Annotated in this window: 14 protein-coding genes; all 14 read left to right on the forward strand. The window is 31.9% G+C overall.

Translation table 11 applies throughout. The features are described 5' to 3' along the window. Nucleotides 1–203: 203 nt before the first annotated feature. Nucleotides 204–2,579 carry a beta strand repeat-containing protein gene (locus QWY90_RS04965; protein ID WP_290284761.1) on the forward strand — a complete coding sequence of 792 codons (2,376 nt, stop codon included), beginning with the start codon at nucleotides 204–206 and terminating at the stop codon, nucleotides 2,577–2,579. Nucleotides 2,580–2,882: 303 nt separating this feature from the next. Continuing rightward, nucleotides 2,883–3,341, forward strand: coding sequence for a UpxY family transcription antiterminator (locus QWY90_RS04970; protein WP_290284762.1), 459 nt, complete (start codon nucleotides 2,883–2,885; stop codon nucleotides 3,339–3,341). A 139-nt stretch (nucleotides 3,342–3,480) separates the two neighbouring features. Next, entirely contained in the window at nucleotides 3,481–4,014 is a 534-nt protein-coding gene (locus QWY90_RS04975; protein WP_290284763.1) for an ArsR family transcriptional regulator, read from the forward strand. A 145-nt stretch (nucleotides 4,015–4,159) separates the two neighbouring features. After that, nucleotides 4,160–4,570: a sugar 3,4-ketoisomerase gene (locus tag QWY90_RS04980; RefSeq protein ID WP_290284764.1), complete on the forward strand. Its 411-nt coding sequence runs from the start codon at nucleotides 4,160–4,162 to the stop codon at nucleotides 4,568–4,570. Next, nucleotides 4,563–4,985, forward strand: a complete 423-nt coding sequence (locus QWY90_RS04985) for a sugar 3,4-ketoisomerase (protein WP_290284765.1) — start codon at nucleotides 4,563–4,565, stop codon at nucleotides 4,983–4,985. Before QWY90_RS04980 ends, QWY90_RS04985 begins: the two co-directional genes overlap by 8 nt. After that, nucleotides 4,967–5,902, forward strand: coding sequence for a GNAT family N-acetyltransferase (locus QWY90_RS04990; RefSeq protein ID WP_290284767.1), 936 nt, complete (start codon nucleotides 4,967–4,969; stop codon nucleotides 5,900–5,902). The genes QWY90_RS04985 and QWY90_RS04990 overlap by 19 nt, the downstream gene beginning before the upstream one ends. Then, nucleotides 5,902–6,822 (forward strand): DegT/DnrJ/EryC1/StrS family aminotransferase, encoded by a 921-nt coding sequence (locus QWY90_RS04995; RefSeq protein WP_290284768.1) that lies wholly within the window; start codon nucleotides 5,902–5,904, stop codon nucleotides 6,820–6,822. Before QWY90_RS04990 ends, QWY90_RS04995 begins: the two co-directional genes overlap by 1 nt. Further along, nucleotides 6,815–7,690 carry a formyltransferase family protein gene (locus QWY90_RS05000; protein WP_290284769.1) on the forward strand — a complete coding sequence of 292 codons (876 nt, stop codon included), beginning with the start codon at nucleotides 6,815–6,817 and terminating at the stop codon, nucleotides 7,688–7,690. Before QWY90_RS04995 ends, QWY90_RS05000 begins: the two co-directional genes overlap by 8 nt. Continuing rightward, nucleotides 7,687–8,805 carry a DegT/DnrJ/EryC1/StrS family aminotransferase gene (locus QWY90_RS05005; RefSeq protein ID WP_290284770.1) on the forward strand — a complete coding sequence of 373 codons (1,119 nt, stop codon included), beginning with the start codon at nucleotides 7,687–7,689 and terminating at the stop codon, nucleotides 8,803–8,805. The genes QWY90_RS05000 and QWY90_RS05005 overlap by 4 nt, the downstream gene beginning before the upstream one ends. A gap of 184 nt (nucleotides 8,806–8,989) precedes the next feature. After that, nucleotides 8,990–9,445, forward strand: coding sequence for an acyltransferase (locus tag QWY90_RS05010; RefSeq protein WP_290284772.1), 456 nt, complete (start codon nucleotides 8,990–8,992; stop codon nucleotides 9,443–9,445). Then, nucleotides 9,438–10,925 carry an oligosaccharide flippase family protein gene (locus QWY90_RS05015; RefSeq protein ID WP_290284773.1) on the forward strand — a complete coding sequence of 496 codons (1,488 nt, stop codon included), beginning with the start codon at nucleotides 9,438–9,440 and terminating at the stop codon, nucleotides 10,923–10,925. The genes QWY90_RS05010 and QWY90_RS05015 overlap by 8 nt, the downstream gene beginning before the upstream one ends. Continuing rightward, complete coding sequence (locus tag QWY90_RS05020) at nucleotides 10,922–11,890, forward strand: glycosyltransferase family 2 protein (protein ID WP_290284774.1); 969 nt, start codon at nucleotides 10,922–10,924, stop codon at nucleotides 11,888–11,890. Before QWY90_RS05015 ends, QWY90_RS05020 begins: the two co-directional genes overlap by 4 nt. A 6-nt stretch (nucleotides 11,891–11,896) precedes the next feature. Beyond that, the gene (locus tag QWY90_RS05025) at nucleotides 11,897–12,886 is read left to right on the forward strand and encodes a glycosyltransferase family 2 protein (protein ID WP_290284775.1); all 990 of its coding nucleotides are present in this window, start codon (nucleotides 11,897–11,899) and stop codon (nucleotides 12,884–12,886) included. A 4-nt stretch (nucleotides 12,887–12,890) separates the two neighbouring features. Continuing rightward, entirely contained in the window at nucleotides 12,891–13,415 is a 525-nt protein-coding gene (locus QWY90_RS05030) for an acyltransferase (protein ID WP_290284776.1), read from the forward strand. Nucleotides 13,416–13,493 lie beyond the last annotated feature (78 nt).

Genomic DNA, 13,493 nt, shown 5'->3' on the forward strand with positions numbered 1-13,493 from the left:
GTCGTTAGACAGTGAAAACCCTCTATTCATCAATTAAATTAGTGTTGATCCATGTAAACGTTTTTTTGTATAGTTATTATATACTTCTAATATTATGTTAAGAAATATAACTTTCTTAATTTTCAAAGTTCGAATTTATCTCCATAATGCAAAATTAATTTATAGAGACAATTAGCTAAAGTTTACCCACTAAATATACAATCATGAAGTTATTTTTATTTTCAATATTTTTGTCACTATCCTCGTTTTTTGTAAATGCGCAAGTTGGAATTGTTACAATTACGCCGGCTGCAACATTAGATGTCACAGCTGTAAATCCAACAGGAGCTTCAACAACTGTTGATGGGATGTTAATTCCAAGAGTTGATAGACAAAGAGCTCAAAATATGACGGGTTTGGTTACTTCTACAATGATATATGTAAATGACGCAACTACCGGTAATTTTATAACTCCTGCCAAGGCAATTAATATTACTTCAACAGGTTTCTTTTTTTATGACGGTGCTGTTTGGCAAAAATTAACTACAGGTTCTGCTGGTTGGCTTACCACAGGAAATTCCGGATTATCCGGAACAACAAATTTTTTAGGGACAACAGACGGTGTTGATGTTGCCTTTAGAAGAAGTAATGCTGCTGCAGGGAAAATAGGTGCTACGAGTACTTCTTTTGGATTAGGAGCCCTAACTGCTGGGGTAGCAACTACAAGTACCGCTTTTGGAACTAATTCTTTAACCGCTAATACGGGAAATGCTAATACTGCTGTTGGAAATACCGCTTTATTCACTAATACCACTGGAACTGATAATACTGCCGTTGGTAATTTAGCATTAGCTGCAAATAGTACTGGAATATACAATACCGCTATAGGCTCTCAATCATTGCGTTTTAATACAGCAAGTGGTCAAACTGGCGTTGGATATGGTGCTTTGTACAATAACACATCGGGAATAGATAACGCTGCATTGGGATATTTATCTATGTTAAATAATGCTACAGGAGCAGATAACACCGCATTGGGATATAATTCCATGTTAACTAACACTGCCGGAAGTAATAATACATCTGTTGGTTCTCAATCTTTATATTATAATACAGCAAGCAACCAAACTGCTATTGGATATGGTGCTTTATATTCAAATTCAACTGGTTCAGGAAATACAGCAGTAGGTAGATCCTCATTACTACTCAACAGTACTGGTTCGAGTAATACAGCCCTTGGGACATTTGCTCTTGGGGCTAATACTACGGCAACAGGTAATACAGCTGTCGGGGCAAGTGCTTTGGCATCTAATACAACTGCACCAGGTAATACAGCAGTTGGTTATAATGCCTTGCTGGCTAATACTGCTGTAAATAACACAGCAGTTGGTACAGCTGCTTTGGGATCTAATACAACGAGTCTAAATAATGTTGCTGTTGGCTATAACGCATTGATTACACATACAACTGGTGTGGGGAATAATACAGCTGTTGGGAGTGAGGCTTTATTGAATTCTAACGGGGGTATTGAAAATACAGCAATAGGTAGAAATGCTTTGCGATCAAGTATTACTACTGCATCATGGAATACAGCTGTTGGAAGCAATGCACTTAAATCAATAAATGATGCTGCAGCCCAAAATAATGTTGCTTTAGGTTATAATGCAATGGAAAATTCAGCAGGAAATGTAAACCAATGCGTGGCAATTGGTTCTTTAGCTGCAAGAAATAGTACTGGTAATAATTGCACTTCTGTTGGCTTTAAGGCATTAGGTTGTGAAGGTGGTGCTAGTACTGGCATAGACAATGTAGCTGTTGGAAATCAATCTTTGAGGTTAAATACTAGTGGGTTTCAAAATGTTGGTATTGGTAGTTATTCACTAGAATTTAATTCATCTGGAACTAATAATACAGCCGTTGGTCATTTAGCAGGTAGAGGTAATAGTATTGGTTCTAACAACACCTATGTTGGGTTGCAGGCAGGTAGTGCTTCATCTGGGTCGAGTAACACTTTTGTTGGATATCAAGCCGGTAATGTTTCGTCAGGAAATAGTGTAGCTATAGGAAATCTGGCAGGTTCAGCTGATAATACCTCTAATAAATTATATATTTCAAATTCGGCAACAACAGCTGTCACCTCGTTAATTTATGGTGAATTTAGTCCAGCGCGAATATTGCGAACTAACAGCACTTTTCAAATTGGTGATCCTGCAGGAACGGGTTATCAATTTCCGATTGCCAGAGGAACTGTTGGGCAGGTATTACAAACTAATGGATCAGGAGTTATTTCATGGGCAGACCCTAATGTTAAATCCTATTTATATACAGGAGCTACCATAGGAACTTATAATGTTTTGCTAACGGATTATACTATAAGGGTATGGAATAATCTTACGACTGTTAATCTTCCAAGTGCACCTGCTAATCTGGGTAAAATTTTTATAATTATAGGGAGTAATGGTATTGCTACAAAAAACCTTACTTCAAGTGCAGGAGGAATTTATGACGATGTAACCAATTCAACTATAACAACAATTAATGCTAATCAAAGATACATGGTACAAAGCGATGGAACAGATTGGATTGTTATTGGCAACTAGATAAATACTTTTTAACAATAGATCTTATTATTTCAGTCTTTTTTTCATTTCACAAAAACTCTTCCGAGGTATTGGTTTAACTCAAGTCCAAATTGAGATAAAATAAATGGATGTTTTTAATAATTTGATTTCAAGAGTTATTACCCAATAACTACCCAATATTTTCTGAAGTAATTACTACATGATTGCTATATTTTTAGCAGTGAAACCTATTATTTTTTCATTCAAAAGTTATTAATTATTTGTTGTTTTTGAATTTAAAGTAGTACTATTGTTTTTATAATTATAAATATAACTTCAACAATGGCTTGGTATGCTTTATATACAAATCCGAGACAAGAAAAGAAAGTAGCTGCTAAATTGCAACAAATTGGTTTTGAGGTTTACTGTCCCTTAATTATTCAAGTTCGGCAATGGTCAGACCGCAAGAAAAAGGTGGAAGTTCCTCTATTACCTTCTTATGTATTTGTTAAAGTTGAACCCAAAGAGAGAGACAAAGTTTTTCAGGTTTCGGGTGTTGTTCGATACCTTTATTGGCTTGGGAAACCTGCTTTAATAAGAGACGAAGAGATAGCACTTATGCAAAATTGGTTGCAAGGTACAGTAGCTTCTTTTGAAGTTAATAGTATCCAGCCAGGCGATAATTATGAAATTCCTTCAGGTCCTTTTGGTGGAAAAAAAGGAATCGTTGAGAAAATTAGCAATACTCAAATTACTATAGTTTTAGAACAGTTGGGAGTTAAAATTACTTTACATAAATAATCTTTCAGTTTTTTGAAAATATATTGAAAGAGTTAAGCTATTTTTTTAGTTTCTCTTTTTAATAAATTGTAAAATTTCAGATATTTTTAAGAATGTTTAAAAGTAATGAGTACATTTGTTACTCAGTTAATATCTTTTAATGCTTGAAAATTTAATAACTTCTAAAACTCGATTGCGACTACTTGTCAAGTTTTTTATAAACGTTGCAAACGAGGGTTATTTACGTGGTTTAGCTTCTGAAATGAACGAATCAACTAATGCGATTCGAAAAGAGTTAAATAATCTTACCGATGCTGGTTATTTGATTCGTTATGAGGTTGATCAAAAAATCACCTATAAAGCGAATCAACACAATCCTTTTTTTAGTTTGTTGCAACAGATTGTCAGAAAACATATTGGTCTCGACACCATTATTGAGATGGTCTTAGGACGTATGGGTTCGGTACATAGGGTGTTTATTATTGGTGATTATGTAAAAGGGATTGATAGCGGTAGAATAGAAGTAGTTTTGGAAGGTACTGATTTGAATGAAGAATATATTTTGAAATTATCAGATAAGATTGAAAAGGAGATTCATAAAAAAGTCATGTTTTATCTTACTAATAAACATGACGAAAGCGGATTGTTAGTTTTTGAATATCAATTTTTAAACCAAAAAGTACTTACGACATAAGGTTGGTTTGACTAAATTTTATTGTTTTGTTAGTTTGCTTATGTGACTGACGGGGCGAAGCCATTAAAATTAAGTATCTAAATATAAGAAATAGCCTTTTTATATAAATATAAAAGACTTGATTATTTAATTATAAAGTTCTATTATGAATAAAAATTCAGTAAAATTATTAAATTTTCCAAAAATTACTGACCCTAGAGGCAATTTGACCTTTTTGCAACATTCTAGCCAAATACCTTTTGAGATTAAACGGACTTTCTGGGTTTATGATGTGCCAGGAGGAGAAGTAAGAGGTGGACATGCATTTTATAAACAGCAGGAAGTTATTATTGCTTTGAGTGGTAGTTTTGATGTAGTGATAACTAAGACAGATGGTACAATTGAAAAACACTCTTTAAATAGAAGTTATTATGGTATTTATTTACCCGCTCTCACCTGGAGGCATATTGAAAATTTTTCAACCAATGCTTTATCTTTACACATATCGAGTGATTTTTTTTCAAAAGAAGATTATTTAAGAGATTTTAATGATTTTAAAGCTGTAAATCATGAGTAGTAATGTGACAGTTTTTGAATGTAATTTACTTCATTTAAACCAAATAGGTGATCGAAATGGTCATATTACAGCTGTTAATAATAATGATGAGATTCCATTTGACATAAAACGAATATTTTATTTGTATGATATTCCGGGTGGTGAATCAAGAGGAGCACATGCCCACAAGAAATGTCATCAGTTTTTGGTAGCAGCTAGTGGTTCTTTTGAAGTTTTATTGGACGATGGCAAAACAAAGCGATTGATATTATTAAATAAACCTGATATAGGTTTGCATGTTCCTCCAGGAATTTGGGCATCAGAAATTAATTTTTCTAGTGGTTCCATTTGTTTGGTTCTTGCATCTGAATTGTATGATGAAAATGATTATTTTAGAGATTATAAAAAATTTATGAAATGGAAGTTATTGAAATAGATTCAAAGTCATACGCTGAAATTTTTTCTAAACCTTCTCATGTTTTTAATTCGGCTATTTTTAATTCTTTTAATGCCTATAAATGCGAGAACGTTTATTACTTAATTTTTAAAGATACAAAAGTGCGTTTAGGAATTATTTTAGGATTGAGAGAAGGAGTTTTAATTTCTCCATTTTCAGCCCCTTTTGGAGGATTTGAATATCTGAGAGAAGATATTCGTTTATTTCAAATTGACACGGCTTTGGATGCTTTGAAAAATTGGTCTAAGGCCTATGGTTTTAAGGGAATTAATATAGTATTACCTCCATTTTTTTACAGAGAAAATTTTTTAAACAAATTATCTAATTCCCTTTTTAGGGCTGGCTATTTGTATTCTAATGTTAATCTTAATTATCAATATTATTTATCTAATTTTAATGATAATTATGTATCAACCATTTGTCATAATACACGGAGAAATTTAAAAATTGCTTTTAAATCTGAATTATTCTTCGAGAAAATTAATGTTGAAGAGGGTGATATGGCTTATGATATTATTGTCCAAAATAGAAAAGAAAGGGGATTTCCATTAAATATGACTTGGAAGCAAGTTTTGGAAACAATATCGATAATTCCAATTGACTTTTTTGTTGTAAAAAAAGATAATATTAATATTGCATCAGCTATAATTTTCCATGTTGCTGATGGGATTGTTCAAGTAGTTTACTGGGGCGATTTACCTCAATTTTCAGATAATAAAACCATGAATTTCCTAGCTTATAATATTTTCAAACATTATAAAGAGAGCGGGATTAAAATTGTAGATGTCGGGCCATCAACAGAAAATTCTATTCCTAATCATGGTTTATGTGAGTTCAAAGAAAGTATAGGATGTGATTTAAGCCCAAAATATAGTTTTTGTAAAAAAATAGAATAATGTTTGTAATAAATCCAGACTCTTTTTTAATGCCTTGCTATCGAATTAGTCCTTTTACAACTGAACATATAGCCAGTAATAATGAGTTGTCAACTAATGATTTTGCTATAGCTTATTTTAATAAAAAATTTGGCAAAGGCAATTGGCAGTTTACTTATAACGGACGTGGAGCTATTAAATTGGCTATAGAGACTTATAATTTAGCTCCAACCGATTTGATTACCATACTTACCACTTCAAATAATTTCTACATCAGTTCCTGTGTTACAAAAGAAATTGAAAAGGTATGTCGTTGGAATAGAGAAATTCTGCCAGAAACCAAAATTATATTTGTGAACCACGAATTTGGTTATCCTTTTCCTGATATGGATACCTTAGTTGCCACTGGATTGCCTATAATTGAGGATTGTTGCACCACTTTTTTTAGTCAGGACGCAAATGAAAAGATTGGTCAATATGGTGATTTTTCAGTATATAGTTTTCCAAAATTTTTTCCTATTCAAATAGGCGGTCTATTAGTTAAAAATGTTGATGTAGTCATTGAAAAATCAGTATTAAATAAAGAAGAATCAAACTATATAGAAAATGTACTTTCTTATCATTTAGCAAATGCAAAAGATTTATTGCAAAAAAGAAAAGTAATTTTTGATTATGCCCAAGAGCAATTTTCAAATTTAGGTTTTACATTACGATTTAATACAAGTGAAAAGGTTGTACCCTCTCTTTTGTTATTGAACAACAATAGTATTATTCATGATTTAAATGCATTAAAACTATTTCTTACTAATAATGGTATTCAAAGCAGTGTTTTTTATGGAGAAGATGCTTTTTTTATACCCAATCATCAAAACTTAGCAATCACTCAAATCAAATATTTTTTTGAAGTAATTAAATTTTATTTGGAAAACAATAATGAATAGAATAGTAATAGCAGGATTTGGTCAACCCGTTTTAGACCTCATCACAAATTTTAGTCATACATTTGAAATTGTAGGTGTTTTTTTAGACTATGAACGACGAAGTAAATTTCCTTTTTTTTATAGTGAACTGGAAAGTAAATCGATTCCTGTTTTAACTTTAGATAACTTAAATTCTCTAGAAGTTGATGCAATAATTCTCATCAACTTTAACAAGATTATTAATATTCATGAAATAAACACTCCTTTGCTGTTAAACATTCATATGGGTTTATTGCCAGTTTACAGAGGAAATAACGCTAATGCTTGGTCAATATTGAATGGAGATAGAAATGTTGGTTATACGCTTCATCAAGTAACAACAGAATTAGATGGAGGAGCAATTTATTATAAGTTTGAGTATCTTATCAAAGAAAGTGAAACTTATTTTGCTGCTAAAAATGCCATTACGTATGATTTAAAAAATAATTTACCTAAGATTATACAGAGCATTTTCGATGGTAAAATTGAACCTGTTTCACAAGAAGGTGAAGAGTTTATTTATGCCAGTAAAGTTATTGCAGAAGATGGTATACTTGAGAATTGGAATTATACTACTACTGAAATTATAAACAGAAACATTATTTTTTCAAAGCCGCTTGGAACAGGATTGAAAATGAAATATAAAAATGATTTGATTGAAATTAATAAACTTAGAACAATTCCTAAATATAAAAAAGCGACTGGATTTGCGGGTGCTGTGGTATTGAAAACCGATAACGGAGCTGTATGGATAAAAACAAAAGATACCGCTATTGCCTTAGAAGAAATAATAATAAATAATAAAATTATCAAGCCAGCCGATATATTTAAAATAGGTGACCGATTATGATTAAATTTTTAGACTTACAAAAAATCAATGCGCAATATGCCGAAGAACTTAAACAAGTTGCTTCACAAGTCATAGACTCTGGATGGTTTTTACAAGGAGAGCAACTACTTACTTTTGAAAAAAAATTAGCTGATTACATCGGTGCTTCTCATGCTATTGGTGTTGCCAATGGGTTAGATGCATTACGCTTGATTTTGAAAGCCTATATCGATATGGGAGTTATGAACGAAGGCGATGAAGTAATTGTTCCAGCAAACACCTACATAGCCTCTGTTTTGGCTATTACTGACAATCGATTGCAACCTATTTTAGTTGAACCAAATCTAAGTAGTTATAATTTAGATATTGATTTGATTGAAAGTCATATTACAGCCAAAACCAAAGCCATTATGGTGGTTCATTTATATGGGCAAGTTTGTTGGGACGAAAAGCTTGTTGCATTAGCGAAAAAGTATAATCTCAGAATTATCGAAGATAATGCTCAGGCTATTGGTGCCGAATGGAATGGAATTAAAACGGGAAACCTAGGTGATGCAGCAGGGTTTAGTTTTTATCCCGGAAAAAACTTAGGCGCACTTGGAGATGCTGGAGCTGTAACTACTAATGATACGGAATTAGCCACCAGAATTCGAGCTTTAGGGAACTATGGAAGTCAAAAAAAATATGTTAATGAATTTAAAGGATTGAATAGTAGATTAGATGAAATTCAGGCTGCTTTTTTAACCGTAAAACTAAAGTACATTGATACTGAAAATCAATATAGAAGAAGCATCGCAGCATTGTATCTCAATAGAATTAAAAATACAGCTATTCAACTTCCTATTCTTGTAAATGAATCTTTTAATCACAATGAAAACAAAGAGCATGTTTGGCATTTGTTTGTCATTCGATGCAAAGAAAGAGAAAAACTTCAAGAATATTTGACAGCTAATGGCGTTCAAACTCTGATACATTATCCAATACCACCACATAAGCAATTAGCTTATAAAGAAATGAATACTTTAGATTTACCATTGACATTGGCAATACATGAAGAAGTTTTGAGTTTACCTATAAGTCCAACAACAACAGAAGATGAAGTTATTTTAATTTCTGAGTTGATAAATAAATTTTAGATTAATTAAAGTGAAACAATTGATTCATAAAATTTTAAATTCAATAATTTGTAGAATTCTCAATTTTTGGAATAAAATAGTAAGATATAAAATGCAATTTTTTAATTTCCATCTGGCAAATAGTAAGGCTTTATTTCATAACAGAATACTAGTTAAAAATAATCTCAAATGCAATCAAAAAGTATTGGTAACAGGTAAAGGAACTTTAAAAGTGGGCAGTAATTGCATTTTTGGATTTAAATTAGGTGGTGGCTTTTATGGAGGATTGATTGAAATACAACCCAGATATAGTAATTCTAAAATAGAAATTGGAGATAATGTTTCAACAAATAATAATTTATTTATTTGTTCTGCTAATTTTATTTCTATTGGTGATAATACTTTGGTAGGGTGCAATGTTTCTATTTTTGATCACGAAGCTCATGGAATAGCTCCTTCACAAAGAAATACTATTGGTACGATAGGCTCGACAACTATAGGAAAAAATGTTTGGATTGGCAATAATGTACTTATTTTAAAAAATTCTGTGATTGGTGAAAATTCAGTAGTAGCTGCTGGTGCTATTGTATCGGGAGTTTTTCCTGCTAATGTAATTATAGGAGGTATTCCTGCTAAAATATTGCGGTCGATAGATGAGTGATTCTAAAGCATCTTTTAAACAGATTTTTAAAGCTACTTCTATTTTTGGAGGTGTTCAGGTGTTTAACATCATTATAACCTTGATTCGAAGTAAAGTTTTGGCTATTTTGATTGGGACAGTAGGAATGGGGCTGAATGGGATGTTCATGTCAAGTTTAAATTTAATAAAAACATTATCTGCACTAGGAATATCAGAGAGTGCTGTCAGAGATTTGTCCAAAGCACACAATTCGGGAGATACTGTAAGAATAGCAAAGACTTTTACTGTTTTTAGAAGATGGATTTGGATTACAGCATTTTTGGGAGTTCTTTTAACAATTTGTTTTTCACCTCTTTTAAGTCATTTTTCTTTTGGAAATTACGACCATACAAGCTCTTATATTTGGCTTTCAATTACATTTGTTTTTGGGGCTTTGTCAGGAGGAATATATACTTTGTTACGAGGTACTCGACAGTTAAAATATTTGGCACAAGCGAATATTTTTGGAGGAGTACTTGGTTTGTTTGTAGCATTACCTATATTTTATTTTTATGGTATAGAGGGAGTTGTTCCTGCAATTATTGCAACTGCTTTTGGGAATTATTTGGTTTCTGTCTTTTTTACCAGAAAAATTCACTTTCAAAAAGAATCTATAAGTTGGCAAGAGACTTTTTCTCTAGGTAAACCAATGGTGACTCTAGGTATCAGCCTGACTTTGATAAGTTTATTGGCTGCCGGTATAGCTTTCATTTTGAGTGCCTTTATTTCGAGTACCGGATCATTTAAAGATTTAGGGTTATATAATGCAGGAGTTGCTATAGTTGATGGCTATGTAGGTATGGTTTTTACGGCAATGGCAACCGATTATTTTCCCCGATTATCAGGTTTAATAGACGATGAAGTACGATGGAAAGAATTAGTTAATCAACAAGCAGAATTGGTTTTGATTATTTTGGGAATTGTACTCGTTTTGTTAATTTCAACGACTCCTTTTTTGATACATTTGCTATTGAGTTCCGAGTTTATAGGTGTACAAGATTTTATATTTTGGTCGGTTATTGCCTTGCCTTTAAAAGGTTTAATTTGGGTTATTGGATTTATAATATTAGCAAAAGGTGATAATAAACTTTTTTTGATAATTGAAATTATAGCTAATTTAATTGTGCTTACATTTAATTTGTTTTTTTATAAATTTCATGGTATTTCTGGACTTGGAATATCTATGATTGCCAGTCATAGCATTTTTTTAATAATTATGATTATTGTCATAAAATCAAAATACAATTTTAAATATTCAAAAGAAGTAATAGTGCTAACTTCAAAAATATTTTTGTCTTTATCCTTATGCTTAATTTGTATAAAAGTTTTAGGTTACCCAAATGCTTATTACCCAGAAGCAGTAATTGTTTTATTTACAATTGCTTACTGTTTATTTGAATTGAATAAAAGAATCAATTTAAAAGGTATTTTAAGTTATGTCAAAACCAAAGTAAAACGATGAAAGAGTTGGTTACAGTTGCTGTCCTAACTTATAATTCTGGACTTTATGTTTTAGAGACATTAGAGAGCATATACAATCAAGCATATCAAAATTTAGAGTTAATTGTCTCGGACGATGCTTCTACAGATACTACTTTAGATGTTGTAAATCTATGGCTGTCTGAAGAGAGAAATCGGTCACGATTTTCGAAAGTAACCGTTTTGACAGTTCCCAAAAACACAGGTGTTTCTGCCAACTGCAACCGATGTACAAAAGCATCACAGACGGATTGGATTAAGTATGTTGCTGGTGATGACATCTTATTGCCTAATTGTATTACTGACAATATGGATTTTGCAAAGCACAATCCAGAGGCAAAAATCATTTTTAGTCAAGTAATGATTTATCAAGATGATTTTAATCCTTCCCATTATGTTAGGACTACTCCATTGAATTTTCCAAGTCATTTGATGGGTATTTCTTTGACTGCTCAAGACCAATTCCAATTGTTGCTTGTTTCAGACAGAATCCATTTTACACCGTCTTATTTTTTTAATAGAACTGCGACTCAAAAAGTTGGAGGTTATGATGAAAGTAATCGTTTGGTAGAAGACTATCCCATGTGGCTTAAGTTGACACAGTCTGGGGAACGACTTTGGTATTTTCATAAAGCTACTGTTGGGTATCGTATCCATTCTAAAGCATTAAATAACACGGGTGATAATGTTTTGTTTAAACCATCCGTTATTAATTCATATAGCATTAGAAAAGAGTTTGCACACCAGTATTTGCCTTGGGAAATGGTTATGTCTGAAGGACACGTATTTTATATATCGAAACTTTTTCGGCAATTTGAAATGACCAAAAATACAAGTTTCAATCGCTTTTTATACACCGTAACAACGTATTATCTAAATCCTTTCCAGTATATTTTTGCCATAAAAAAAAGATTGCCATCCAACCAAAATGTATTATTTTATAAATAAAAAAGTATGCATTTAAGTATTATCATTCCTGTCTATAACGTTGAGGATTACATTGAAAAATGTATTAGAAGTTTGGAAAATCAAGATATTCCAAAAACTGACTTCGAAATTATAGTTACCAATGATGGCTCGCCCGATAATTGTAAAGCAATTGTTGAACGTTTACAAGTTGAATTTTCCAACTTAATTTTGGTTAATCAGGAAAACCAAGGCGTTTCTATGGCTAGAAATAATGCCATAGCGCTTGCTAAAGGGAAATATATACTTCCCATAGATCCTGACGATTATGTTTTGCCAAACACTTTGGGTAGTGTTTTAGATTTGGCCGAACAGCACCAATTAGATGTTTTGTATTTAGGATTTGAAATATTCAACGCTTCAGGAAAGAGTGTATGGCATACGGATTATTCTAACCAGGAAGGGACTATTTATGATGGTGTTGAAGGTTATTTTGTTTCAAGAGGTTATGCGGTTAGAGATCCTGATCGTTCATGGGCTATGTTATACAGAAGAGAAATGTTGCAACATTATTCCATTCATTATCCTAAAGACGTACCTTATTTGGAAGACGGGTTGTTTTTAGCTAAAGTATTTACGGTGGCTAATCGAGTTGGATTTGAAAATAAAAAGTTTTATCAAAGAACCACTCGTGCAGGCTCAGCAACCAATTCGCGCTTATTTTATTCAGAAAAAGCGATTCAAGGTTTTATAAAAGCCGTTCAGGATGTTAAACAATTTTCGAAACAGTTTGATTTTAACCAAAAGCAAAGAGGGTTGGTCAATCATGTGGTTGCCAAGTTTGTTTTTTTATCGTTGGCACCTAGTACTTCCTCTTTTCAATTTAGGCGTTATTTTGCCATATTAAAAATTTTAAAACAAGCAAATTTAAATATTTTAGACGGTGATGGTGTGCGTTTTTTATATAGAAGCTATGTGAAAGTTTATAATATTTCGAAACTAATTTTCCTGTTTTATTTTAGATTTTATAAAAAATAATTACATGTTTTTAGACAAATACAAATACAAAAACTGGAAAAAACCAGAGCCCTCAAATGTGATTGAATATCTACTTTCTCCTGCATTATTCAATTTGACTATAGTTAATTTTTTCTTTCAAAAAATACTAAGAATTAATGCTGAAGTACCTTTTATGGTTCATTTTACCTCTCGTGTTAGTAAGACTATTTTTATAGGCAGAGGTGTTGCTGAATATTTTGCTAATTCTGGAGGATGTTATATACAAGGAATTAATAAAGTTTATATTGGAGACTACACTATTTTTGCCCCTGGCGTTAAAATTATTTCTGCTAATCATGATAAAAAAGATTTTAAAAAACACGATAAGTCTATTGGACCTATTGTTATCGGAAAAAAATGTTGGTTAGGAGCTAATTCTGTAATTTTGCCAGGTGTACATTTGGGTGATAATGTTATCGTTGCGGCAGGAGCTGTTGTTACAAAGTCGTTTCCGAGCAATGTGGTTTTAGGAGGTGTGCCTGCTAAGATTATTGGTAAAAATGAATAATGAAGATTATTAATTGTATTTGCTCCGGTTTTTTTGCATTTAGCAATACTTTTCTTCCCATGTTCAAAATAGCTTTTA

Source organism: Flavobacterium paronense (assembly GCF_030409795.1).
Lineage (GTDB): Bacteria > Bacteroidota > Bacteroidia > Flavobacteriales > Flavobacteriaceae > Flavobacterium > Flavobacterium paronense.

Excerpts from the sequence above, each read along its gene's own strand:
- QWY90_RS04965 (WP_290284761.1), top strand. The coding sequence starts at position 204 with ATGAAGTTATTTTTATTTTCAATATTTTTGTCACTATCCTCGTTTTTT.
- QWY90_RS04970 (WP_290284762.1), top strand. The coding sequence starts at position 2,883 with ATGGCTTGGTATGCTTTATATACAAATCCGAGACAAGAAAAGAAAGTA.
- QWY90_RS04975 (WP_290284763.1), top strand. The coding sequence starts at position 3,481 with ATGCTTGAAAATTTAATAACTTCTAAAACTCGATTGCGACTACTTGTC.
- QWY90_RS04980 (WP_290284764.1), top strand. The coding sequence starts at position 4,160 with ATGAATAAAAATTCAGTAAAATTATTAAATTTTCCAAAAATTACTGAC.
- QWY90_RS04985 (WP_290284765.1), top strand. The coding sequence starts at position 4,563 with ATGAGTAGTAATGTGACAGTTTTTGAATGTAATTTACTTCATTTAAAC.
- QWY90_RS04990 (WP_290284767.1), top strand. The coding sequence starts at position 4,967 with ATGGAAGTTATTGAAATAGATTCAAAGTCATACGCTGAAATTTTTTCT.
- QWY90_RS04995 (WP_290284768.1), top strand. The coding sequence starts at position 5,902 with ATGTTTGTAATAAATCCAGACTCTTTTTTAATGCCTTGCTATCGAATT.
- QWY90_RS05000 (WP_290284769.1), top strand. The coding sequence starts at position 6,815 with ATGAATAGAATAGTAATAGCAGGATTTGGTCAACCCGTTTTAGACCTC.
- QWY90_RS05005 (WP_290284770.1), top strand. The coding sequence starts at position 7,687 with ATGATTAAATTTTTAGACTTACAAAAAATCAATGCGCAATATGCCGAA.
- QWY90_RS05015 (WP_290284773.1), top strand. The coding sequence starts at position 9,438 with ATGAGTGATTCTAAAGCATCTTTTAAACAGATTTTTAAAGCTACTTCT.
- QWY90_RS05020 (WP_290284774.1), top strand. The coding sequence starts at position 10,922 with ATGAAAGAGTTGGTTACAGTTGCTGTCCTAACTTATAATTCTGGACTT.
- QWY90_RS05025 (WP_290284775.1), top strand. The coding sequence starts at position 11,897 with ATGCATTTAAGTATTATCATTCCTGTCTATAACGTTGAGGATTACATT.
- QWY90_RS05030 (WP_290284776.1), top strand. The coding sequence starts at position 12,891 with ATGTTTTTAGACAAATACAAATACAAAAACTGGAAAAAACCAGAGCCC.